We start from the raw sequence: 24,583 nt of genomic DNA, 5'->3' as shown, positions 1-24,583 counted from the left end.
ACAATCAACTGCTCCGGCGACACACACGCTTCCAACGGCCCCAGTTATGAGCGACGCGATCAAACACGAGTGCGGTATTGCCCTTATTCGGCTCCGCAAACCGTATCAGTACTACATCGACAAATACGGTACGGCGCTCTACGGCGCTAATAAACTCTACCTGCTCATGGAAAAGCAGGTAAACCGGGGCCAGGATGGAGCCGGTATCGCCAATATCAAACTCGATGTGCCCCCCGGTCACCGCTACATCAGCCGGTACCGCTCGGTCGACCAGCGCCCCGTTACCGACATTTTCGAGAAGGTGAACAAGAAATTCCGGAAGGCCATCAAAGGCAACAAGGAAAACGCCAAAGACGCTAAATGGCTCCAGGAAAACGTGGCCTTTACGGGCGAGGTCTGGATGGGCCACCTGCGCTACGGTACGCACGGTGCCAACGAAATTGAGAACTGCCACCCCATGCTCCGCCAAAGCAACTGGCGCAGTCGTAACCTGGTTATGGCGGGTAACTTCAACATGACCAACGTCGACAACCTGTTCGACAAGCTGGTATCGCTGGGGCAGCACCCCAAGGATAAAGTCGATACGGTGACGGTGATGGAAAAAATCGGCCATTTCCTCGATGAAGAAAACCAGCGCGTGTTCGATCGCTTCAAGGGCATCTACGAAAACCCCGAACTGTCGGATATTATTGAAGACAACCTCGACATGCAGCGCGTGCTGCACCGCTCGTGCCGCGACTTCGACGGGGGCTATGCCATGGTGGGTATGACCGGTTTCGGCGCTGCGTTCGTCGCCCGTGACCCGGCTGGCATCCGGCCCGCCTACTACTATGCCGACGACGAAGTGGTGGTGGTAGCCTCGGAAAAGCCCGCCATCAAAACGGCCTTCAACGCCGAGTACAGCGAAATTCGGGAGGTGCAGCCCGGCCACGCGCTGATCATCGACAAATACGGCGAGTACAACGAAATGCAGTTTGTCGAACCCATCGAAAAACGGTCTTGCAGCTTCGAGCGGATCTACTTTTCGCGGGCTACCGACCCCGATATTTACAACGAACGCAAAACACTGGGCAAACTGCTGATTCCGCAGATTCTCAAAGAGATCGACTACGACCTCGAGAATACGGTGTTCTCCTACATCCCGAACACCGCCGAAACCGCGTTTTTTGGCATGGTAGAAGGGCTGGAAGAGCATCTGGCCAAACAGCGTAAAAAAGCCATTATGGATGGTATCCTGTTCGAGGAAGAACTCGACCGGGTGCTGTCGTTCCGGCCCCGGGTCGAAAAACTGGTGTCGAAAGATGTGAAGATGCGGACGTTTATCGCCGACGATTCGCAGCGCGACGAGATGGTGTCGCACGTGTACGACACGACCTTCGAAGTGATCCGGAAAGGAATCGACAACGTGGTCGTTGTTGATGACTCGATCGTACGCGGCACCACGCTGGAGAAAAGTATTCTGCGGATGCTCGACCGGCTGGGTCCCAAAAAGATCATTATCGTATCGTCGGCCCCCCAGATTCGCTTCCCCGACTGCTACGGCATCGATATGTCGAAGTTCAAGGAGTTTGTGGCCTTCCGGGCGGCTCTCGAACTGCTGCGCGAGCGCGGCATGGACAACGTGGTCGACGAAGTGTATGCGCAGAGCGTAGCCGCCATCGAGTCGGGCAATGCCAGCCAGCAAAACTACGTGAAGGCGCTGTTCGACTCCTTCACCCACGACGAGCTGTCGCGCAAGGTGGCTCAGATCGTCACGCCGTCCGACCTGCGGGCCGAGGTAGCGGTGGTTTATCAGACGGTCGAGAACCTGCACAAAGCCTGCCCCAACCACATTGGCGACTGGTACTTTACCGGTAATTACCCCACGCCGGGTGGCAACAACGTAGTCAACAAAGCCTTCGTCAATTTCATGGAAGGCCGGCTGGTACGCGCCTACTAGGCGATTTGCGAACGAAACCACTCATCAAAAAGAGACGCCGGCAACTGCGTCTCTTTTTGTATTATTACGGATTGGCCGTTCGGCCCCGAACGGTTTCGCTAATCAAAGTCTGCATGATACGTCATTACTCGCTGCGAACTCCGGCGCTGCTGCTCGCGCTATGGGCGGGCCTGGCCCCGACCGGCCGGGCACAGGCACCCGCCCCGGCCGCCCCGCGCTATGCCTTTGCCGAACCCGCCCTCTCGCCCGATGGGCGCGAAATCGCCTTTGTGTCGGGGGGCGATATCTGGAGCGTACCCACCGCCGGGGGTGAAGCCCGGCTGCTGGTGTCGCACGCCGACAACGAATCGCGGCCGCTCTACTCGCCCGATGGCAGGTACCTGGCCTTCGGGTCGACGCGCTCGGGCAATGGCGACATCTACGTGCTGACACTCGAAACCGGTGCCCTGCGCCGGCTGACCTACGACGATGGGGCGGAGAGCCTCTCGGCCTGGTCGCCCGACAGTAGGATGGTCTATTTCCAGTCGACCAGCCGCGACATTTCGAGTATGAACGACATCTACCGGGTAGCCATCACGGGCGGCACGCCCATGCCCGTTACGGCCGACCGCTACGCCAGTGAGTTTTTCGGGGCGCCCTCGCCCGACGGGTCGAAACTGGCGTTTTCGGCGCGGGGTATTGCCGCGGCCCAGTGGTGGCGCCGGGGCAGCAGCCACCTCGACCAGACCGAGCTGTGGACCTGCGCCATTGGCACCAAAAAAGGCGATAAGCCGGCCTACGAGCGGCTGACCACCGGTGGTGCCAAAGAGCTGTGGCCGTTGTGGAGCCCCGATGGCAAAACCATCTTCTTTGTTTCGGACCGGGGCGGCACCCAGAACCTGTGGTCGAAACCCCTGAACGGTGAGGCTGTCAAACTGACGAACTTCACCGACGGCCGGGTGCTCTGGCCGTCGATGGGCGCCGATGGCCGGTCGATCGTGTTCGAGCGCGACTTCCAGATTTACCGGTACGATCTGGCCGCCAAACAGGCCACGGCGGTTCCCATCCGGCTGCGGGGGGCGGCTGCCGGCATGGCGGTCAATCACCTTAAGCTGACTACGCAGTTTCGGGGGCTGGCCCTATCGCCCGATGGTAAAAAAGTAGCCTTCACGGCCCACGGCGACGTGTTTGCCGCGTCGGCCAAAGACGGGGGCGACGCCGTTCGGGTCAGTGCCACGCCGGCCCTCGAGTCGCAGCTGGCCTGGCTGCCCAACAGCCGCAGTCTGCTCTACGTAAGCACGCGCAACGGCAGCGCCAACCTCTACCAGTATTCATTTACGACCCGCACCGAAACACAGCTGACGAGCGATAAACTCGACGATAGTTCGCCGGTGGTGTCGCCCGATGGCAAATCGGTGGTGTTTATGCGCAACGGGCAGGAGCTGCGGCTGCTGGATCTGGCGGCCAAAAAGGAGCGTGTGCTGTACCGGGGCTACCTGGGCCGGGCGCCGTTTGCCGGTACCGGCACGCTGGCCTGGTCGCCCGATGGCAAATGGGTGGCGTTTGTGGCTTACGGTGCCAAAACCTTCCGCAATGTGTGGGTGGTACCGGCGGCCGGTGGCGAGAGCCGCCCCGTGAGTTTTCTGGCTAATACCTTCGGCGGCAACATCGACTGGAGCCCCGACGGCAAATACATCCTGTTCGGCACCACCCAGCGTACCGAAACGGCGCAGCTGGCCCGGGTCGATCTGGTGCCGCGCCTGCCCCGATTCCGGGAAGATCAGTTCCGGGAGCTGTTCAACGAGGAGTCGCCGAAAAACGTGACGCCCGCAACGCCACCCGCCCGCACCGAGCGGTCGACCCGGCAGACCCCCGCCGACACGACGGCCGCCAAACCCAAAACATCGGGTCCTGCGGCTACAACCATCGTGTTCGACGGCATCCGGCAACGGCTGAGTCTGCTGCCGGTGGGCGTAGAAGTGGATGAGCAGTCGATCAGCAAAGACGGTAAAACACTGCTCATGATTGCCACCGTGGGCGACCGGCAGAACCTGTACACCTACTCGCTCGACGAAACGAGCCCGGAACGCCCGGTGGCGCGGCAGCTTACCACCACGCCGGGTTCGAAAAGCGATGCCCAGTTTACGGCCGATGGAAAAGAGGTCTTTTACCTGGAGCAGGGCCGGATTCAGTCGGTAACGCTCGACCGGCGCGAACCTAAGCCGCTGGCCGTTACGGCCGAACTGGATGTCGATTTCGACACGGAGAAGCTGCAGGTATTCCGGCAGGCGTGGGATGTACAACAGAAAGCATTCTACGACTCGACATTCCACGGCACCAACTGGCAGGCGGTGCGGGAGCAGTATGAGCCGCTGGCCGCCGGTGTCCGCACCCCCGACGAACTGCGCCGATTGCTGAACCTGATGGTAGGCGAGCTGAACGCATCGCACTCGGGTGTGGCAGGGCCGGCCGGCGGTGTCGACATTACGACCGGGCGGCTGGGGCTGCGTTTCGACCGCATTACCTACGAAACTACGGGCAAGCTGCTGATTACCGAAGTGGTGAATCTGGGACCGGCCGCGCTGGCGGGCACCGTGAAGCCGGGCGACTACCTGCTGTCGGTCGATGGCGAACCGATTGACGGGACGACCAACCTCGATCAGCTGCTGAATAACAAAATTGGCCGGCGGCTAACGATCGGTGTAGCCTCCACCCCGACCGGCACCCCGCGGGACGTGAGCCTGCAGCCGGTTAACCTGGCCACCGAAAAAGGGCTGCTCTACAAGCAGTGGGTACAGCAGCAGCGGGCCTACGTCGATAAGGCCAGTGGCGGGCGGCTGGGCTATGTCCACATGTTCGATATGTCGTCGGAGTCGCTCAATCAGCTTTATCTCGATCTGGACGCCGACAACCACGCGCGCGAAGGGGTCGTGATCGATGTGCGGAACAACAACGGCGGGTTTGTGAACCCCTACGCGATCGACGTGTTTGCCCGCAAAGGCTACCTGACCATGACGTCGCGGGGCCTGCCGCCGGCCCCGGCCCGCACGCAGCTGGGGCAGCGCGCGCTCGAAACACCGACTATTCTGGTAACGAATCAGCACTCACTGTCCGACGCCGAAGATTTTACCGAAGGCTATCGGACACTGAAACTGGGTACGGTGGTGGGCGAGCCCACGGCGGGCTGGATTATTTTCACGTCGTCGGCCTCGCTTATCGATGGGTCGACGATCCGGTTGCCGTTCTCGCGCATCACCGATAACCGGGGCAAGAATATGGAGTTGGCTCCGCGCCCCGTCGATATCACCGTGTCGCGCCCCATCGGCGAAAGCTATACCGAACAGAATACCCAGCTGAGTACTGCCGTTACGGAACTGCTCAGGCAACTCGACGACGCAAAAGGCGGCAAAGCCGGTAAATAGGTTTGGCCAACGAACACGCGGACGACCAAATACAGGCGCCCCGACCAACGGAAACCATCAGGTTCGTTGATCGGGGCGCCTGTTTTTGGCTGTCGGTTTTTATTGAATCCCCCGCTTCACAGCGCGGTAGAGCGCTTCGGCCACGTAGGTGCGCGTATTCAGCGTGCTGATCAGGTTGTTGTTGCGGGTGGGGTAGACCCGGTTCGACAGAAACACGTACGACAGGTTGCTGGCCGGCTCGACCCACACAAAGGTGCCCGTGAAGCCCGAGTGGCCGAAGCTGTCTTTGGTGGCCGAGCGGGGCGCGTTGCCTGTGTAGGTAAACGACGGTTTCTCGAAACCGAGGCCCCGGCGGTTACCCTGCTCCGGAAACTGGTAGCGCGTAAACTCGGCCAGCGTTGCTTTCGAGATAAACTGTTGCCCCGCGTAGCTGCCTCCGCGTCGGTAAAGTTCGATCAGCTTCATCAGGTCGTTGGCCGAACCGAACAGCCCCGCGTGGCCCGACAGACCGCCCAGCATGGCCGCTCCTTCGTCGTGCACCCGACCCCAGATCAGCGTTTTTCGGAACAGCGAGTCGTATTCGGTCGGCACGACGCGGTTGAGCGAATAGAACCGGCGCGGGTTGTAGGTCAGGGTGGTGGCGCCGAGCGGGCGGTAGAAGGTGCTTTTCAGGTACTCTTCAAACGGCACCCCCGTCAGGCGCTTCACGATCTGCGGGTACAGGTAAAACGACAGGTCGGAATACACGTATTCTTTCTTGGCGTTGAGGGGCGAGTCTTTGATCTGCTCGAAAATAACCTTCGGATAATTCTTGAATTCGTACAGACTGTCGGTTACTTCGATCGGGTAACGGCCCGACCGCTCGTTTTTGAACGTTTTGGGTTTCCAGCTGCCGTCAGGGTTTTTGGTGGTCTGCCAGAACGGAATCCAGGCCTTCAGCCGGGCCTGGTGGGTCAGCACGTCGCGCCAGCCCAGATCGGCTTTGTTCGATTTTTTGAAGTCGGGCAGGTAATCGCCCATTTTGCCGTCGAGGTTAAACTTCTTCTCATCCACGAGCCGCATCAGCGCGGGCGTCGAGGTGCTTACTTTCGTGACCGACGCCAGGTCGAACAGGTCGTCGATCTGCACGGCCTGGGGCTCGGCCCCCAGCGAGGCATCGTAGGTGTGCTGCCCATAGGCTTTCCGGAAAATCACCTTGCCATCTTTGGCCATCTGCACCACGCAGCCCGGGAATGCCCGTTTGGTCAGGCCCACGTTGACCAGTGAATCGACCTGCTGCGCCAGATAGGCGCCGTCGATACCCACCTCTTCGGGAATGGTGTATTTGATCCGGCCCAGCGACCGAACAGCCAGCCCGTCGCCGGCCCGAAAACGCTGGTTGATCGTAACGGGCAGTTTGCCTTCGGCCCCGATAGCGCCGAAAATAAGCTGGGCGGCCAGTTCCTCGGTGTTGGTAGTCAGCTGATAAGGCATCACCAGCGCCCGCGCCTGCTCAATCGAGCGGTTGGTGCTGCTGTCGGCGGGCAGCGTCAGTTTGTCGATAGCGTAGGGGTTGCCGAATACCGTGACAACGGCTTTTCCCGTAGCTACCAGGTCGCTCACGAGAGCGGCCGTGCGGGCCTGCAGGCCGTAGCGCGTGGGCCGGATGTTGGTCAGGTGCACATCCACCAGCAGCAGGTTGTATTTTTCGAGCGAATCGCGCAGTACGGCCAGGGTCGAGTCGGGCGTTTTCGACGACACGGTAAACGCATCGACCTGCGTGTAGTTGGCGGCCATGCGCTGGAATGCCGTTACCTGATCGCTCTCGACGGCTATCGACGCAATGCGCAGGGTATCGAGCCGCTGCAGCGGCAGCAGGTTGCGGTCGTTTTTCAGTACCGTCAGGCTTTTTTCGATGAGCTGCCGGTTCAGCAGTTCATCGGCTACCGGGTTCAGGTCGCGCACCAGATTGTCGAGTACAACGGGTTTGTAGCGGTCAAGCCCGGCCCAGGCTTTGGCGCGCAGCACGTTGAGGCAGCGGGCATCGAGCGAGGCCTGGTTGAGCCGCCCGTCGGCCAGGGCCTGTTTGATCTGCGCCAGCGCGGCCGGCACATCGCTCGTAAACTCCAGTACATCCATACCCGCTTCGAGCCCCAGTTCGTCGGCCTGCCCCGACGGGAAATACTTCGTAACCCCCTTCATGTTCATGGCGTCGGAGAAGACCAGCCCCCGAAAACCAAGCTCGTTTTTGAGGAGATTGGTCACGATGGCTGGCGAGAGGGTAGAGGGGCGGTTGCGGGTGGTGTCGAGGGCGGGAATGCTCAGGTGGGCCACCATGACGCCCGCGGCTCCGGCCCGGATCAGCTGCCGGAACGGATACAGTTCGAGCGAGTCGAGATCGGCGCGGCTCTTGGCAATCAGGGGCAGGTCGTAGTGCGAATCGGTACCCGTGTCGCCGTGGCCAGGAAAGTGCTTGATGCTCGTCAGCAGCTGGTTATCCTGCATACCCTGCATGTAGGCGAGGGCTTTGCGGGCCACCAGGTACTTGTTTTCGCCAAACGACCGGAAGTTGATAACCGGATTGTTGGGGTTGTTATTCACGTCGACCGACGGGGCGAAGTTAACGTGAACGCCCAGCCGGCGGGCCTGCCGGGCCAGGTTGGCGCCCATGCGGTAGAGCAGCGAATCGTTGCCGACCATGGCGCCCAGCGTCATCTGGTAGGGGTAGCGTACGGTGCTGTCGAGCCGCATGGCCAGGCCCCATTCGGCATCCATGGCAATCAGCAGCGGCACCGCCGAGAGGGCCTGCAGCCGGTTCGTCAGCTTGGCCTGTCGGACGGGACCGCCCTGAAACATAACCACCCCACCCAGCCGATTGGTCCGGACAAGCGTAACGAGCGAATCTTCGTAAGCCGGCGTGCGGTTGGAGTAGCCCGCCACCATAATGAGCTGGCCGATGCGCTCGTCGGGCGTAAGGGTGGCAAACACCGAGTCGGCCCATTGATTGATCCGTGGATCGGGTTTCAGAAACGGCGGCTGACTGGATTGGGCGTTCGCAAACGCGGCACTGAGCAGGCAGAGGAAAACGACGAGGAACCGGCAACGAGGCATAAGCACGAAAAGCGTTGAGACTTGAGCGGGTAAAAGTACGAAAAGGTACGGCTTGGGGCATGAACTGGTTTGGCGGAGTGTCCCAAACGGCCGCGGCATGGGGCTACAGGCCGCCCCGAACAGGCGGCACGGTAGTGGGTGGGTAAGCCGTAACCGGCTATGCCGTCGGTCGAGTCATGCCCCCTTAGCGCGCGTCGAGACTCTGGCGCAGGTCGTCGATCAGCACGCCTGGGTCTTCGAGGCCTACGTAGAGCCGGATAAAGTTGAACCCTGTATCGCCGGGCTCGGCGGTGCCCGACGCGTAGCCCACACTGGCCGGAAAGACCAGCGATTCGTGACCACCCCACGACACCCCCAACAGGAAACGCCGAAGCCGGTCGGCAAAGCCATCGACGGCGGCTACCTGATCGGTGTTGAGCGAGATGGTGATGAGCCCGCCACAGCCACTCATCTGGCGCCGGCCCAGCTCGATCTGCGGGTGGCTGTCGGCCAGCGGAAAGTAAACCCGGCTCACCGCTGCGTGACGCTCCAGAAAGGCTACTACCTGCCGGGCGCTGTCGTCGGAGCGCTGCAGACGGAGGGGCAGGGTACGCAGACCGCGCAACAGCAGCCAGGCGTTCTGGGGCGAGATGATGCCGCCCAGGGTCATGTATTCGCCAAAGAAAATTTTCCGGATCATAGCCGTCGATCCGCAGATAACCCCCGCTACCGTGTCGGAGTGACCCCCGAAATACTTCGAGCCTGAGTGCAATACGATATCGATACCCAGGTCGGCGGGGCGCTGGAAAAGCGGGGTGCAGTGGCTGTTGTCGATCAGGGTCAGTATGTTATGGGCTTTGGCCAGGTCGGCCACGGCGCGCAGGTCCTGCAGTTCAAACGTAAGCGTATTGGGCGATTCAAGGTAAATCAGGCGTGTTTCGGGGCGGATGGCGTTGGCGAAGTTGGCCACGTCGGTACCATCGACAAAGGTGGTCGTAACGCCGAAGCGGGGCAGGTAGTCGCGCAGGAGCCGGGTGGTCCAGCTGTAGGGCTTCTGCACACAAACGATGTGGTCGCCCTGCTGTACGTTGGCCAGCACGGCGGCCGCAATGGCCGCACTGCCACTGGCCATGGCCAGACAGTCTTCGGTGCCTTCGAGGGCGGCCAGCTTCTTCCGCAGAATGGCCACCGTGGGGTTGTTGCCGCGGGTGTAGAAGTGCCGCTCGTTTTCGAACTGCAGATCGGCGCGCATGGCCGCCACGCTCGGAAACGTGAAGTTGCTGCTCTGGATAATGGGGGGCGCAATGGCGTTGAAATACTGGTCGCGCTCTTCGCCCAGTTCGTTGAGGATGTAGGAAAGGTCCATTACAGTATTCGGTAGTCAGTCAAGGGGTTTTAAGTGTATTATGTTTCGCATCCAACCCCGCGGTTGGTATGGGGGCAAGGAGCCGGAGCACGGGTTTAAAAAGTCCGCTTCAGTACATGATACAGTGGCCAGCCGCTTAGAAACAGGGCCCAGCCAATAGCTGCCGGGCCGGGGTCGGTCAGGATTACGTTGGCCGATACGACCAGCAGAAAGCCGATAAACAGGGCCGGCAGTACGGGGTAGCCCCAGACCCGGTAGCCCGTATACGCCGGACTGCCGGCGGCCCGCCGGCGAAACACAAACAGCGTGGCGGCCGCACTGGCCAGCGCCAGACTGTCGATCGACATCACGTAGCTGACGATTTTTTCGAAGGTGCCCAGAAAGAACAGCGACAGCAGCATAACCACCACCAGAAACGTGAGGGCAAACTCCTGGGTCTGGGTGCGGCTGTTGACGCGCTTGAAAATCGGCGGCAGAATACCATCCTCGGCCATGGCGTAGTACACGCGGGGCAGCGAGAGCAAACTGGCGTTGAGATAGCCGAGTACCGACACGAAAATGGCGATGGAGAAAAACTGGTAGCCCAGATTGCCGGTGAGCGCCCGGGCCAGATCGGCCGCCACGAGTTTCGACTGGGCGAGCTGCCCGAAGCCAAGCTGGTGCACGTAGGCGTAGTTGAGCGTCAGGTAAAGCGCCATCACCAGCAGCATGCCGCCAATGATACCGCGGGGGGTGTTGCGGTGGGGGTTGGTTACGTCGGCGCCGAAGTTAAGCACCTGCTGGTAGCCGCCGTAGGTGTAGAAAACGGCAATCAGACTGGCGAAAAATGCCATGCCGGCCGAATAGGTGGGCGAGGGCGTGGGGGCTGTAGCCGCTGGCTGCCCCATCGGCGCCAGAAACGCCCCGGCGCAGAGCAGCGCCATCATCCCGATCTTCAGGCCGCTGAGCAGATTCTGGGTACGGGCGCCCGAGCGAATGCCGAGCAGGTTGATGCCGTAGAACAGCAGGATGGTGACGATCACCGTGCCGCGGATACCGGCCGGGCCGTGGAGGGCATCGGGCAGGAGGGGGTTGATGTATTCGGCTCCAATCAGCGCCACCCCGGCGTTGCCCGCTCCGTAGGTCAGCACGATCACCCAGTTGAGCATGAACGCGAAAACGGGGTGAAAGGCGTCGGAGATCAGTTTGTAGAAACCGCCGGCTACCGGTTTGCGCGAACCGATTTCAGCGAAGGTCAGGGCCCCGCACAAACTAACGAGGCCCCCCGTAACCCAGGCCCCGAAAAAAATGGTTGAGTCGCCGGCGGCCTGGGCCACAATGGCCGGCGTTCGGAAAATACCGATGCCAATCACCAGACTAACCACGATCATGGTTAAATCAAAAGCCGATAGTTTAGGTTGTATCATGGGCGAAACCAACCGGGCTGCTGCAATCGATCGGCTGCGTAAGATAGGCAGCAACCCGTACGTTTGACATCCGTATGGGGCCTGGTTACGCTTAATCTCTGTTTTTGTCCTGCTTATGCTGCTTCGAATCAGTCATCTCGACGCCCACCACCGCCTGATCTGCGCCCTTGTGGTGGCGGGTCTGGTGGCCGTGCTCACCTCGCCCCAGCTCAGCTGGCCCGCCCGGGTGGCTATGGTATGGCTGGGCTTCTCGCTGACCACCCTCACGCTGATGTGGATCACGATCACCGTGGCCCACCCGCGCGATCTGCCGGCCATGTCGCGGCTGCAGGATTCGAGCCGCGTCTGGATATCGGTGTTTGTGTTTGCGGCTGCCGTGTTCAGCCTCTTCGTAGTGATTGCTCTGCTCGATGCCCTGACCAAAGACAACCGGACCTGGCGCGTGGTGCTGGCCGTGCTGTCGGTGCTGTGCTCCTGGACACTGGTGCATACCGTGTTCACCATCCGCTACGCCCATCTGTACTACGGCGATAGCCCGACACAGCAAAAAAGGCCCGGCGGCCTGCAGTTTCCCGACGACGAGGAGCCCGATTACCTCGATTTCGCGTACTTCTCGTTTGTGATCGGCATGACCAGTCAGGTGTCCGACGTGGCGGTTGCGTCGAAGCCCATGCGCCGAACGGCCCTCGTGCATGGCGTACTGTCGTTTGCGTTCAACGCGGTGATTATTGCCCTCACCATCAGCGGGCTGTCGGGGCTGATTAGCTAGCCCGGTGGCCGCTGCGGGGCTGTTTCTTCGCTTTCTCGGCAAGTTCTTTTTCGTAGGCATCCCGCTGCCGCTTGTCGGCCAGCAGGTTCCGGTAAAGGCCATTGAGTACGTACAGATCATCGACCTCGTCGATGAGCAGGTGGAGCTGTTCGCGAACCTGATTGATATTCATACGGAGAGCGGCAGGCCGGGTCAGAGGGCCTGCAGGGGTATAATGTGTTGTTGACCGGGAAAGTTTACCAGCCCGGCCGGCGCGGGTTAGTGAAAAAAGAAGTAGCCCAGCGCAATGCCGGCAATCACCCCCATCAGATCGGCAAACAATCCGAACGGAATGGCGTAGCGCGAATTGCGGATGCCAACCGAGCCGAAATACAGGGCCACGATGTAGAACGTGGTGTCGGCCGCGCCCTGAAACATGCAGGCCAGGCGCCCCACAAACGAGTCGGGGCCGAACTGTTTCATGGCGTCGATCATGAGCGCCCGCGAACCTGAGCCGCTCAGCGGCCGCATCAGCGCCACCGGCAGGGCATCGGTAAATTCGGTGTTGAGGCCCGTCAGGCTGAAAGCGTATTTCAGGCCGTCGATCACGTAATCCATGGCACCCGAGGTGCGGAAGGCACTGATAGCCGCCAGCATGCCCACGAGGTACGGAATGATGCGCACCGACGTTTCGAAGCCTCCTTTGGCTCCTTCCACGAAGGCGTCGAAGATATCTACCCGTTTGCGCAGGGCACCCAGCAGAAAGGCCACGATAATAAGCATCAGGATGAGGTTGCCCGTTACTTTCGAAATCATTTCGATTTCCTCTTTCGGTTTGCCCGCCAGATACCACAGCGCCAGCCCGATCAGGCTCGTGATACCGCCCAGCCAGCCCAGCACCGTGGTGTTGAGCAGGTTGATGCGCTGTTTGAGGGCCACGGCAATCATGCTTACCACGGTGGCCACGTAGGTCGCAATCAGGCACGGAATAAAGATGTCGGATGGGTCTTTGGCCCCCAGAATGGCCCGCTGCGCCATAATGCTGAGCGGAATAATGGTCAGGCCCGAGGTGTGCAGCACCAGAAACATGATCTGGGCGTTGGAGGCCGTGTCTTTCTGCGGGTTCAGCTCCTGCAAACTCGCCATGGCTTTAAGCCCGAAGGGCGTGGCGGCATTGTCGAGGCCGAGCATGTTGGCCGAGAAGTTCATAATCATCTGCCCGTTGGCCGGGTGATTGATCGGCACTTCGGGAAACAGCTTATGAAAAAACGGGCCGATCAGCCGGGCCAGAAAATTGATGGCGCCGGCTTTCTCGCCGATGTTGAGCAACCCCAGAAAAAAGGTCATGACCCCGGCCAGGGGCAGGGCAATATCCATCACGGCGGCTTTCGACGAATCGAAGAGCCCTTCCACGATGAGTTTGAAAATTTCCGTGTCGCCAAACAGCACCAGCTTCACCAGCGCCACCAGAAAAGCAATCAGAAAGAAAAGAACCCAGATGTAGTTGAGCGCCAAGAGGAGAAGAGGTAAAGAGTGAAAGAGCGAATGAGTGAAAGAGCGAGCGTGCCAACGGGTGGGGGCACGGCCCGTTCGGCAAATGCCGTAAGTTTACGCCATAGCCCGGCATAAATCAACTTTCTACCCGCCTTACCGATGCGCCCTGCCTGTTCAGCCACCTCACCTGCCCGCCCGCTGCGCCAACCAGCCCTGTGTTCGCCAGTGCGTTCGCGGGTCCGCTCATCCACTCATTCGCTCATTCACGCAGTCACACAACGGCCGGCCTGGTCGCTCGTTCGCTCGTTCACTCTTTCGCTCATGCGCGCAGCCACACAACGGCTTTCGCTCTTTCTCTCGTTCGCGCTTTCGCCGTTTATAACTTTCGCCCAGCCCTACGAAGCGGCTATGATTCGGCAGGGGCTGGTGGATGTGCAGCAGGCCGACCCATCGATCCAGGTGGCGCTGGCGTATTCGACCACGCAGAACTTTGTCGGCCGCGATGTGTATGGCGAGCTGACGCGGGCGTATCTCCAGCCGATGGCTGCCCTGAAACTGGCCACGGCCAGCCGCTACCTGCAGCAGCGCCACCCCAACCTGCGGCTGCTGGTCTACGATGCGGCCCGGCCCCAGCGGGCGCAGCAGGCCCTTTGGGACGCCCTGCCGCAGATGCCCCCCCGCCAGCGCCGGCAGTACGTGGCCGACCCGCGCGAGGGCTCCATACACAGCTACGGCTGTGCCGTCGATCTGACGGTGGCCACGGCCGATGGCCAACCCCTCGACATGGGCACGCCTTTCGACTACTTTGGCGAACTGGCCTATCCGAAGCGGGAAGCCCAGCTGGTGCAGACGGGGCGGCTTACCCGGGCGCAGCTGGCCAACCGCCTGATCCTGCGCGAGGCCATGGAGCGGGCGGGCTTCATGCGGATCGAATACGAATGGTGGCATTTCAACGCCCTGTCGCGGGCCCGTGCCAAAGCCACGTATAGCCCCGTGCGGTAATGACCGGGCCGTTCGCACTCAAAAAAAGGGCGGTTCAGCCACAACGCAGCACCGGCGAGCGGCTGAACAGAAGCGGATTATGTAGGTTTGCTGACCACGTAAATAGACCCGTAACCCATGAACAAGAGCCTACGTTTTGTCCTGGCCACTAGCCTGCTGCTGCTGGCCGGTACCCTTAGCGCCCGGGCACAGATGACTCCCCGCCCGCCCCGCACAACCGACTACCGCTTTAAACCGGTCTATTACCTGATGATGACCGATAACCTGAGCGATGTGCCGGTCGCCAAAGACGCTCAGGCCCGCCCGTGCTCAGTTCGAGTTGGGGGAACAATCACGACCAAACACGTAAGCGTAACTCCCGGCTTTGAGTTAAGCCTGTCGGCCGATGGCCCGTTCAGTGAGCAGGTGTCGGAAGACGGGGAATTCATGGTGTATATCCGATCGCTGGGCAACCCGGCGCAAAGTGCCAACGGTACCGTACGGATCGAGGGCTCGCAGGAAGGGGGGAGTGTACGATCGGTATCATTCCCGGTGAGCAGCCGGGTCAACTAAGCACGTTGTCGCCCGTCATGTCTTGTTGGTGGCGGGGCCGATTAGCCGCCAGCACCCGCCAATTTTAGTCGGCACAGACTATCCCGTAAACAAAGTATATCCCATGAAAAAGACCCTACATTTTGTTTTGGCCATTAGCCTGCTGCTGCTGGCCGGCACGTTGAGCGCTCAGGCGCAGACCCAACATAGTGAAGAAACAGCCGCGCAGGAGGATGCCCCGGGCTCGTTGTCGGCCACGCCGTCGGCACTGACGGGTTTTGCCACCAAACAGGGCAAGCCCTCGGCCCCGCAGAAATTCACCCTCTCCGGCACCTCGCCCTACGCGGGCCTGCGGGCGTCGCCCGGTGTTCAGATCAGCCAGAGCGAAACAGGGGGCTATACGGATGCGCTCGAGGTCCAGGGGCTGCCGACCACCATCTGGGTCCGGCTGGATGGTAGCAACGTTACGGCTATCAACGGCGGTATTCTGTTGCAGGGCGCGCCGACGAGGAAGCCCGGTGTGCAGCTCGAAGTGCCTATAAAGGGGGTAGTCGAGTAGCTCCGGGCGGTAGCAGCAGTGGTCGCGCCGGTTGCTTTTCAGGTAATCGGCGAAACGGCCCGGGTGTGTTCGCACTCAGAAAACCCGCGGTTCAGCCTCAAACCCAGGAAACACTGACCCGGATCCCCCCGCGTCGATTATCTTTGCCGCCTACGTAAACAGATCTTAATCTATGAAAAAGCAAGTACGGGTTGCCCTGGTAGCCGGTTTTCTGATGATGGGTGCAGCCATGAGCGCGCAGGCGCAGGCAACCAACAACGGTAATGTAAACACGAGTCTAGGCGGCACGGGTGGTGCCCTGTCGGTGTCGCCAACGTCGCTGTCGGGGTTTTCGACCAGCGTGGGTAAGCCATCGGCACCCAAGAAGTACGACCTCACGGGCTCGATGGAACACACCAATATCACCGCTCCCGACGGTTTCGAGATCAGCCTTCAGGAAGGCAGTGGCTACGGCCACTCGGTATCGGCCAGCGGCCATGCAACCATCTGGGTTAGACTGACGGGCAAGCAGGCTGGCCCGGTAAGCGGCAGCATCGATATCCAGGGTTCTTCGGAACTGATGGGCAGTGCCAGCGCCCGGGTAGGCGTAAGCGGCACGGTAAACTAAAGCCGAGCCTGCCCCCAGTCGTATCCAAACCATTCTGATCATACGGATTGCATAGACTCGTCGCCCCGACCCTACCGGTCGGGGCGATTGTCGTATAGGGGGTTGGGTGTTTTGTGCCTGTCTGGTGACTTACTGACAGGAAGGTGCGTGGCTTCGCACTCAAAAAAGGGGTGATTCAACCTCAAAGTCGGCGTCCGTGCCAACGCTATCGACAACCGTATCGTATTTTCGATGCTTCATTTAACCGTGATAAACAATGCGTAAACAACTACTTGTCTTAACAACAACACTGGTCTGGCTACTGACCCTGCTGCTGGGGGGGAGTACCGCCCGGGCGCAACTAGTAATTACCCCCGACAAGCTGTCGGGGTTCACCGCTCCGGTCAACCAGCCTTCAGATCCAAAGGAGTTACTTATCGAGAATAAAGAATCCTCCGAATTATATGTACAGGTATTTACAGGTGGAGGCTTCGAGTTTTTCTATAACGGAAACTATGTTGCCCAGGGTGACTTTACATTTCAGCCGTTTACGAAGACAACGATCAAGATACGCCAGCGAGCGTCTGTGAAGGTGGGGCCTACGAGCAGTAATTTTTTCATAGAGTATTATATGGGCCCCGTTATCCAAGTACCTCTCAGCGGCCAGGTCACTGCCTTAGTGCCAACGCTAAAGGCGACACCCAATTCACTGGCGGGGTTTACGGCCCTGGTCAACGAGCCATCGGCTCCTCAGAAGTTGACCGTTGAGGGAAAAAACCTACCGAAGGGCTCTGTGGTGATAACTGCCCCAAAAGGCTTCCTGCTTGACGATTACGCAGATGGCTATTATACCAAAATCAGTATACCTAACGATGGTGGTGATTTTGCGCGAACAATTCAAGTAATTCAGGCAGCGTCTGCGACGCCGGGGCTTACGAGCGGTGAGCTTACGGTTGAAGCCGGGAGTGCCAAGACTACAGTACCCCTCAGCGGTGAGGTTACAGCCCCGCAGCCACCTGCTGAAGAGCAACCGCCTGTACAGGATCCTGAATTGACGGTAACGCCCAACCCACTGGCGGGTTTTACGAGTAATCAGTACAAAGTTTCAGAATCCAAGAGCTACCAGCTAACAGGTCGCAATCTCACTGCACCGATAACTATAACGGTACCCGAAGGCTATGAAATGGATTGGGGTGGCATTGGCGGCTTTACGAACAAGCCACCCGTCATCCAGCCCGTCGACGGTTCGATCAACTATACGATTGATGTTCGGTTGTCGGCCAACGCTGCGCCAGGTCTCGTAGAGGGGACCATCATCCACACCAGCGGGTCAATCACGACAAAGCTTGATGTGAGTGGTACAGTGGCGGGTACGCAACTCACGGCGACGCCTACCTCGCTTCCTGCGTTCACCACTGAGGTCGGTACTCGATCGACAGAAAGCTCGTTCTCAGTCAAAGGAAGTAGCCTCAATCCGAAGGTGCCTGTATTGGTAAAGGCACCTGTCGGCTTCGAGGTGAAATCAGCTATCAATGAATTGGGATATGGCGCTGAAACAAGCGTGCCTGTTACACCAGATGGAACCATCAGCGATGATATCAAGGTGCGTATGACTGGAGCCAGCGTAGGTCCATTCAGTGGAGACGTAGTAATTAGTCAAGGCACCATAAGTACCAAAGTAGCCCTCAGCGGCCAGGTCAACGCGCCCGCCCAGGTGCTGACGGTGACACCCAATTCACTGGCGGGTTTTGTCACGACCCTGGGAACGCCCTCGGCGGCCCAGTCGTATGCGTTGACAGGCAGCAATCTGCAATACAACGTCAACATATTCGCGCCCTCCGGCTATGAACTCAGTCTGAGCGAGTCGGGTACTTATGCCGTCAACCTCTTGGTTGAACGCGTAGGGGGAATGGTTGAGAAAACTATCTGGGTTCGGCTAAGCGGACAGACGCTGGGTGAAAAAACGGGTAATGTGTCCCATCGATTGTCGCCGGGCGACGACCCCGTATTCCTGTCCGTGACCGGCCAGGTCAATGCCCCGGCCCCGGTGCTGACGATGACGCCCGGTACGCTGGCGGGTTTTGAAACCAAATACGGTACGCCCTCAACGCCCCAGACCTTCCAGATCAAGGGCAGTAACTTCACCCCAAATACCTCCCTGACGCTGAAGGCCCCTGCTGGTTTTGAGCTAAGCCGGCTGGGCAATACCTACAAAGCATCGCCGAGCGTAACCGTCAAAGCCGATGGCACCATCGACCAGACAGTGTATGTCCGGCTGACGGGCGCGCAAAGCGGTTTGTTCGAGGGGCCCATCACGCTGGCCGATGCGCAGGGTAAACAACAGCAGGCAAACGTGCTCGTTTTCGGCGCAACGGGATCGCTGGGCTTCGATGGACCAGCGTCCATAAACCTGTCGACGATTAAAGGAAAGCCCTCGGCGGTTACGATCTATGCTGTCCTGGGCAACGGGCTGACCAAACCCGTCGTGGTAACCGCCCCGGCGGGGGTGCAGGTAAGCCTGACCGGCGATGCCGGTAGCTTCGGCAACACGGTATCGATCGAGCCCAACCAGATCGGATCGGTCGATGTGTCGGTCAATGTGCGGCTGAGCGGGGAAACGGTTGGGCCGATCTCGGGCAATATCACCCACGTAAGCGGGGCCACCTCGGGCAACGTAGCCGTGACGGGAGAGGTCAAGCCGGCCGGTCCGCTGGTGCTGACGGGCGCCCAGCTGCTGAGCTGCGCATCGGTGACGGCCTCCCAGCGGCTGGTGAGCTTCGTGCCCCAATACAGCGGCAGCGACGAAACGCCCATCAGCTTCGAGGTGGTCAACGAACTGGGCGCCACGACGGTGGCCGGTCCGTACGCCCTGAAGCTCTACACCGATAACCCGACCATTACCCTGCGGGCGACCCAGAGCGGCAAGACGACCACCTACGCCTTCAACTGGCTGGCCAGCTGCGGCACCACCCCCGCGCCAACACCAACACCCACGCCTAATCCTAATCCTACGCCTAATCCGACGCCTACCCCCACACCGGGCCCGGCCGTTCTGTTTGGCATCGGTGGTGTGCAGCCGGTGAGTTGCGAGGTGATCTCGGGTGGTGAGCGCAAGGTAAGCCTGCTGCCCCAGTACGTAGGCACCGACGGTACGTCCATCAGCTTCGCGGTGGTCAACGAGATGGCGGCTACCACGGCCCCGGGCCCCTATACGCTTAAACTCTACACCGACAACCCAACCATTACGCTGCGGGCTACCCAGAACGGGCAGACGGCAACGCTGAACTATAACTGGCTGGCGGGCTGTATGAATCCGGCCCCCACGCCAACGCCCACCCCGACCCCCACGCCTAATCCGACCCCAACACCAACCCCGACCCCGACGCCCGTTGCCTTTGGCATCACGGGGGTGCAAACCCAGTGTAGCGGTCAGGAAGGCGGTGCGCGTCAGGTCACCTTCACGCCCCAGTACAGCGCTACCGACGGTACGTCCATCAGCTTCGCGGTGGTCAACGAGATGGCGGCTACCACGGCCCCGGGTCCCTACACGCTTAAACTCTATACCGACAACCCGATCGTAACACTGCGGGCGACCCAGAGCGGTCAGACGGTCAACTTTACCTACAACTGGCTGGGCGCGTGTCTGAATGTATCGAAGCGGGTTGGCGTGGCCGAGTCGCGCGAGCCGCTGGCGGTGCAGGTGCTGGGCAACCCCGTGGTGGGTAACACCGTGCGGGCCGAGGTACGCGGAGCGGCCGGTCAGGCCCTGGAGCTGGAACTGCTCGACAGCCGGGGTCAGGTCATCGACCGGCAGCGGACGGTGTCGGCGGGAGTGGTCGAAACGGCTTCCTTCGAGGTGGGTCGTCAGGCGGCCGGTATGCTGCTGCTGCGGGCCCGCACGGCTCAGCAGGTACAAACGGTGAAAGTGCTGAAGGCCGACTAGGTGGCCTGCTAAATTAGTGTGTACAGCGCCCCGACCTGGCTGGTCGGGGCGCTGTGCGTTTGGGGAGGGGTGTTGAGTTGATTTTGCGCCATTACGGTGACTTGCTAATAGGATGGTGAGTGGTTTCGCACTCAGAAAAGGGGCGATTCAACCTCAAGGTAGGCCGACAGCGGGGAAGCTCTTTGGGGCGCGTTGTATCTTTACGGGTCCACTTAATTGACTTAATCTATGCGACAACCACTACGGTATTTTTTAATGACCTGCCTCTGTCTGCTGGCCCTGCTAGGGGGTAGTACCGCCCAGGGCCAGAACCTGATAGCAAGTACAAATAAATTGACATTTACAAGGACCTGGAAAAACCCCGACCTCGTTCCTCAATCCTATCAGTTGACCAGTAAAATAAAAAAAAATCGATATGGGTATGACCATGTGTACGTCATTGTCGAATCGCCAGAGGGGTTAATAAGTAAAACCAAAGAGGGGCCTTACGATCACTATATTCTCTATTACGATGATGTAAAGGCCGATCAGCCCGTGACCGTTTGGGTTAAAGGGGAGGTCAACGCTACCATAAAAAACTATATCAAGGAGGACATAGACGATGCTGTTGAAGCCGGTGAGGCTACTGTTGCGATTGCGTATGTTGAGCCCCCAAGACCGGAAATTATCTGTACACCTGACTACTTGAACACGTTCTCCCGGTATCCGGGAAAGCGGTCCAATGCGCTTGGTTTCAACGTGTCGGGCAGTCAATTGGAAGATAACGTTGTGTTGACAAGTGAAGGGACTTATGTAATGAGCCTGGCTAAGGAAGGAACTTATTCGTCGAGCCTGACACTGCCCATCGCCAACCGATCGCTAAAGGAAACGACCGTCTGGGTCCGTCTGCTGGAAGGGACTACGGGCAATCAGGAAGCCAATATTTATGTGGCCACGCCGGGCCTGCAGCCGCAAGTGGGGAGAGATAAGTTTGTGGGCGTCCAGTTATACGGAGGAACTGCTACGGTAGGTATTAGAGAAGATGTACCACCCGTACCGGTTGTTGCAGGCGAAACGCAGACACCTCAGGAAATTATTGTCTACGGCGACTATTTGCAGGAGAAAATTTCGGTTAGTGTCTCGGCTGGTTTCCTGATTGCAGACCAGCCCGACGGGACCTACGCTACAAACCTGGATTTACCGTACGGGTTTGAGACGGGGCAGACCGTTTATGTAAAGCTGATCGATGCAGCGACAGTCGGCAAGACAGCCGGCAAACTGACTGCCACGAGTGGCGAAGTGACAAAGGAATTAGTGATCAGTGGTGAAGTGGTCGAGGCCGGCAAGCCCGCCGACGAGGAGAAACCACCCGTCGAGGAGCCACCCACGTCGATGCCTCAGTTACGATCATCGGCTAAAGCGCTTAAATTCAATAAGGTCGGGGAAGCCAAACGCTATTTCCTGAGTGGAGTGGATCTGCCGGGCGATTACACGATCGGGGTGGAAGCACCAGCGGGCTTTGCGGTCAGTACGGACAATGCGCAGTATGGTGCAACGCTGGAACTCAAGTCGACATCGGCGGGCACTATCGAGCAGGTTGTCTGGGTGAAGATGCTCGCCCAAAACGCCAGCGGTGAGGTGACAAACACCCTGGCCGATTTAGTAGGCACCAATGTTATGGTGGGGGCGTTCGATCCGGCCAATGACCAGGGGATTGTCTTAAGCACAACTGCGCTGACGCCGTTCAAAACCACCCTGGGTACCCCATCGGCCCCTCAGGCTTATCAGATTACCGGGTTCAATATCGATTCAGAGTTTGTTTTCGTGGGTGCCCCGGAAGGCTTTGAGTTGAGTGAACAGGAAGCCGGCCCGTATGAACATGATTTGACACTTTTTGACGTAGGCGTGGGGAAAACGGTTTGGGTGCGGCTGGGGGGTACTGCCACCGGCCCATATGCGGGTGAAGTAAGTCACGGCGGGTTTATGTCATTATACCCTGAATTCGTATCGGTCAGTGGCAGCGTGGAGGCCGTGCCAACGGCATCGGCCCTGACCCTGTCGGTCGATAAGCTGGATGGTTTCTCGACAACGCAGGGGACCGCTTCGGCCGCCAAATCGTACGACCTGACCAACCAGGCAGACACCGATACAGAGGCTACCCTCACGGCGCCGGCTGGCTACGAGCTGAGCCCGGATGGCACAACGTTTGGAAATCCGCTGCCGGTCTCACTCAAGGCCAAATCGAGCCGAACCATCAGCGTGCGACTTAGCGCCAAAGCACCGGTGGGCCCTTTGGCCGGGGTTATTGTGAACCAGCAGGCCGGGGCTTACTCGCCGGTCAGCCTGGCCCTCACTGGTGCGGTGTCGGCCGTCAAGCCAACCCTCACAGCATCGGTGACGGAACTGAAGGGGTTTGTAACCGCAACCGGAGTTCCATCGGCCGTGCAAAGTTTCAAGCTAGCCGGGAGCCAATTACCGGCCGATGTGTCTTTTCATGGACCGAGTGAGCTGGAAATGAGTTTCGACGGCGTCAATTTCATGCCCTGGGCGAAGCTGGCTCAGACGAATGGAAGCGTGGACGCGACGGTGTATGTGCGGGTTAGCGCCTGGGCAGGTACTGGCCCGTTTACCGGTGAGCTGACGATGAATAGCAACGATGTACAGGTTGTTTTGCCCATACAGGGAGAAGTTACGCTTCCCCAACTCGCTGTATACCCGGCAGAATTAACGGGTTTCGACGCCATTCAGGGTACACCATCGAAGACCAAAACTTACCAGCTGAAAACGGGGCCGGTGGTCGACGACGTGACTGTGATGAGTTCGGGCGAGTTTGAAATAAGCCTGGATGGCATCAGTTTCCACAAGGATCTCGCCATCAAGCCCACCGCAGGACAGGTGAATGTTACGCTGTTCGTGCGGATGAACAGCAGTAGTCACGGCACGATCCAGGGAATGATCACACACCTGAACCGGGGTGGCTACGTGGGTCTTCCGCTGAATGGAGTAGCCAGTCCGGCGGGTCCGGTCACGGTGAGCGCTGTCAAGCCGCTGGGCTGTGAGTCGGCCCCCGGTGGTGGGCAGGTGGTGAGCCTGATGCCCCAGCTCAGCAACAACGATCCCAGCCAGCCCACCACCTTCGAGATCGTCAATGAGCTGGCACCCACCACAGCCCCCGGCCCTTACGCCATCAAGCTCTACGCCGACAATCCGCTGCTGACCATGCGCGTGACCCAGAACGGCCAGACCACCAGCTTCGCTTACAACTGGGTGGCCGGCTGCGCCAGTCTGAGCAACCCCACGACGCCCACCCCGCCGACAACACCACCCACGACCCCGACGACGCCCACCACACCGGTGGCTGGCTTTGCTATCAGCGCCGTGCAGCCGGTGAGTTGTGTGACCCTGGAGGGGGGCGTTCGGCAGGTAAGCTTTACGCCCCAGTACAGCAACCTGGATGGCAGCGCCGTCACGTTTGCCGTGCTGCGGGAGATGCTGCCCACCACGGCCGCCGGTCCCTATACGCTCAAGCTCTATCCCGACAATGCGGTGATTACCCTGCAGGCCACCCAGAGCGGGCAGACGGTAACGCTGAACTATAACTGGCTGGCGGGCTGCACGAACCCAACCGCACCGGCCGACCCTACCCAGCCAACGATGCCCACCCCGCCAGCCCCGGTGCCGGCTCCGGCTACGGCGACCATCCAGACGGTGCAGACCCAGTGTAATGCGTCGGAGGGCGGTGCCCGGCAGGTAAGCTTTACGCCCCAGTACGCGGGCGATCAGGGTACGCCCATTCTTTTCGAGATTGTCAACGAGCTGGCACCCACCACAGCCCCCGGCCCCTACGCCATCAAGCTCTACGCCGACAACCCGACGGTGATTATGCGGGTGACGCAGAACGGGCAAACCACCCAGTTTACCTACAACTGGCTGGGTGCGTGTCTGAGCAAGTCGGGGCGGATTGGCGTGGCCGAGTCGCGCGAGCCGCTGGCGGTGCAGGTGCTGGGCAACCCCGTGGTGGGGGGCACAGTGCGGGCCGAGGTGCGCGGAGCGGCCGGTCAGGCCCTGGACCTGGAGCTACTCGACAGCCGGGGCCAGGTCATCGACCGGCAGCGGACGGCGTCGGCGGGTGTGGTCGAGACGGCCAGCTTCGAGGTGGGTCGTCAGGCGGCCGGTATGCTGCTGCTGCGGGCGCGCACAAGCCAGCAGGTGCAGACAATAAAAGTGCTGAAGGCTGACTAGGTGGCCTGTTAAATCAATGTGTGTACAGCGCCCCGACCTGGCTGGTCGGGGCGCTGTGCGTTTGGGGAGTCAGGGGTGTTGTGTTTATCTGGTGACTTACCGATCGGGCGGAGCGCGGCTTCGCACTCAGAAAAGCCCGGGTTCAACCTCAAAGTTGGCTATAGCCTTGAAAACTAGTCATGTGACTCCGTACTTTCGTTCAGTACGCTACGGCACGGCGCTGGCGCATCAGGAACAGGTTTGCTTAATACAGGCCGAACCGGGTAGCCCTGACAAGCCGGTCTGATAGCGAGCCGTCAGCAACACCCTGTCTGGCTA

Annotated in this window: 14 protein-coding genes; 9 read left to right on the top strand and 5 right to left on the bottom strand. The window is 59.8% G+C overall.

The genetic code is table 11. The features are described from left to right. The first annotated feature begins 46 nt into the window (after window positions 1-46). Both ACYVAC_RS15505 and ACYVAC_RS15500 read left to right on the top strand, forming a co-directional pair. A complete protein-coding gene (locus ACYVAC_RS15505; RefSeq protein WP_461098656.1) occupies window positions 47-1,939 on the top strand; it encodes an amidophosphoribosyltransferase in 1,893 nt (630 codons plus the stop codon). 113 nt (window positions 1,940-2,052) lie between these two features. Beyond that, the gene (locus ACYVAC_RS15500) at window positions 2,053-5,340 is read left to right on the top strand and encodes a S41 family peptidase (RefSeq protein WP_461098655.1); all 3,288 of its coding nucleotides are present in this window, start codon (window positions 2,053-2,055) and stop codon (window positions 5,338-5,340) included. A 99-nt stretch (window positions 5,341-5,439) separates the two neighbouring features. Here the strand turns inward: ACYVAC_RS15500 and ACYVAC_RS15495 are convergent, their stop codons facing one another. From ACYVAC_RS15495 to ACYVAC_RS15485, 3 genes are all read right to left on the bottom strand, one after another. Then, on the bottom strand, window positions 5,440-8,430 hold the full coding sequence (locus ACYVAC_RS15495) for a glycoside hydrolase family 3 N-terminal domain-containing protein (RefSeq protein ID WP_461098654.1): 2,991 nt from the start codon (window positions 8,428-8,430) through the stop codon (window positions 5,440-5,442). A gap of 184 nt (window positions 8,431-8,614) precedes the next feature. Beyond that, window positions 8,615-9,775: a trans-sulfuration enzyme family protein gene (locus tag ACYVAC_RS15490; protein ID WP_461098653.1), complete on the bottom strand. Its 1,161-nt coding sequence runs from the start codon at window positions 9,773-9,775 to the stop codon at window positions 8,615-8,617. A gap of 95 nt (window positions 9,776-9,870) precedes the next feature. Further along, window positions 9,871-11,181 carry an APC family permease gene (locus ACYVAC_RS15485; RefSeq protein WP_461098652.1) on the bottom strand — a complete coding sequence of 437 codons (1,311 nt, stop codon included), beginning with the start codon at window positions 11,179-11,181 and terminating at the stop codon, window positions 9,871-9,873. A 115-nt stretch (window positions 11,182-11,296) separates the two neighbouring features. Here ACYVAC_RS15485 and ACYVAC_RS15480 point away from each other — a divergent pair, with 115 nt between their 5' ends. Beyond that, window positions 11,297-11,950, top strand: a complete 654-nt coding sequence (locus tag ACYVAC_RS15480) for a DUF1345 domain-containing protein (RefSeq protein ID WP_461098651.1) — start codon at window positions 11,297-11,299, stop codon at window positions 11,948-11,950. Here the strand turns inward: ACYVAC_RS15480 and ACYVAC_RS15475 are convergent. Together ACYVAC_RS15475 and ACYVAC_RS15470 are read right to left on the bottom strand one after the other, a co-directional pair. Next, window positions 11,943-12,122, bottom strand: a complete 180-nt coding sequence (locus tag ACYVAC_RS15475; RefSeq protein ID WP_461098650.1) for a hypothetical protein — start codon at window positions 12,120-12,122, stop codon at window positions 11,943-11,945. The genes ACYVAC_RS15480 and ACYVAC_RS15475 overlap by 8 nt on opposite strands. An 86-nt stretch (window positions 12,123-12,208) precedes the next feature. After that, on the bottom strand, window positions 12,209-13,444 hold the full coding sequence (locus ACYVAC_RS15470) for a nucleoside recognition domain-containing protein (RefSeq protein WP_461098649.1): 1,236 nt from the start codon (window positions 13,442-13,444) through the stop codon (window positions 12,209-12,211). 300 nt (window positions 13,445-13,744) lie between these two features. Here ACYVAC_RS15470 and ACYVAC_RS15465 point away from each other — a divergent pair, with 300 nt between their 5' ends. From ACYVAC_RS15465 to ACYVAC_RS15440, 6 genes are all read left to right on the top strand, one after another. Then, window positions 13,745-14,425, top strand: coding sequence for a M15 family metallopeptidase (locus ACYVAC_RS15465; RefSeq protein ID WP_461098648.1), 681 nt, complete (start codon window positions 13,745-13,747; stop codon window positions 14,423-14,425). A gap of 117 nt (window positions 14,426-14,542) precedes the next feature. After that, window positions 14,543-14,977: a hypothetical protein gene (locus ACYVAC_RS15460; protein ID WP_461098647.1), complete on the top strand. Its 435-nt coding sequence runs from the start codon at window positions 14,543-14,545 to the stop codon at window positions 14,975-14,977. Between the two features lie 103 nt (window positions 14,978-15,080). Beyond that, window positions 15,081-15,515 (top strand): hypothetical protein, encoded by a 435-nt coding sequence (locus ACYVAC_RS15455; RefSeq protein WP_461098646.1) that lies wholly within the window; start codon window positions 15,081-15,083, stop codon window positions 15,513-15,515. 172 nt (window positions 15,516-15,687) lie between these two features. Beyond that, a complete protein-coding gene (locus ACYVAC_RS15450; RefSeq protein ID WP_461098645.1) occupies window positions 15,688-16,122 on the top strand; it encodes a hypothetical protein in 435 nt (144 codons plus the stop codon). 1,540 nt (window positions 16,123-17,662) lie between these two features. Then, window positions 17,663-20,044 carry a hypothetical protein gene (locus ACYVAC_RS15445; protein WP_461098644.1) on the top strand — a complete coding sequence of 794 codons (2,382 nt, stop codon included), beginning with the start codon at window positions 17,663-17,665 and terminating at the stop codon, window positions 20,042-20,044. Between the two features lie 684 nt (window positions 20,045-20,728). After that, window positions 20,729-24,265 carry a hypothetical protein gene (locus tag ACYVAC_RS15440; RefSeq protein WP_461098643.1) on the top strand — a complete coding sequence of 1,179 codons (3,537 nt, stop codon included), beginning with the start codon at window positions 20,729-20,731 and terminating at the stop codon, window positions 24,263-24,265. Window positions 24,266-24,583: the final 318 nt, after the last annotated feature.

The organism is Spirosoma luteolum, from assembly GCF_054778875.1.
Note: the sequence above shows the minus strand (reverse complement) of the source record. Positions and strands in the feature narration are given on the sequence as shown.

What these genes read in the sequence shown, in the direction of transcription:
- ACYVAC_RS15505 (WP_461098656.1), top strand. Translation starts at nt 47, where the DNA reads ATGAGCGACGCGATCAAACACGAGTGCGGTATTGCCCTTATTCGGCTC.
- ACYVAC_RS15500 (WP_461098655.1), top strand. Translation starts at nt 2,053, where the DNA reads ATGATACGTCATTACTCGCTGCGAACTCCGGCGCTGCTGCTCGCGCTA.
- ACYVAC_RS15495 (WP_461098654.1), bottom strand. Translation starts at nt 8,430, where the DNA reads ATGCCTCGTTGCCGGTTCCTCGTCGTTTTCCTCTGCCTGCTCAGTGCC.
- ACYVAC_RS15490 (WP_461098653.1), bottom strand. Translation starts at nt 9,775, where the DNA reads ATGGACCTTTCCTACATCCTCAACGAACTGGGCGAAGAGCGCGACCAG.
- ACYVAC_RS15485 (WP_461098652.1), bottom strand. Translation starts at nt 11,181, where the DNA reads ATGATACAACCTAAACTATCGGCTTTTGATTTAACCATGATCGTGGTT.
- ACYVAC_RS15480 (WP_461098651.1), top strand. Translation starts at nt 11,297, where the DNA reads ATGCTGCTTCGAATCAGTCATCTCGACGCCCACCACCGCCTGATCTGC.
- ACYVAC_RS15475 (WP_461098650.1), bottom strand. Translation starts at nt 12,122, where the DNA reads ATGAATATCAATCAGGTTCGCGAACAGCTCCACCTGCTCATCGACGAG.
- ACYVAC_RS15465 (WP_461098648.1), top strand. Translation starts at nt 13,745, where the DNA reads ATGCGCGCAGCCACACAACGGCTTTCGCTCTTTCTCTCGTTCGCGCTT.
- ACYVAC_RS15460 (WP_461098647.1), top strand. Translation starts at nt 14,543, where the DNA reads ATGAACAAGAGCCTACGTTTTGTCCTGGCCACTAGCCTGCTGCTGCTG.
- ACYVAC_RS15455 (WP_461098646.1), top strand. Translation starts at nt 15,081, where the DNA reads ATGAAAAAGACCCTACATTTTGTTTTGGCCATTAGCCTGCTGCTGCTG.
- ACYVAC_RS15450 (WP_461098645.1), top strand. Translation starts at nt 15,688, where the DNA reads ATGAAAAAGCAAGTACGGGTTGCCCTGGTAGCCGGTTTTCTGATGATG.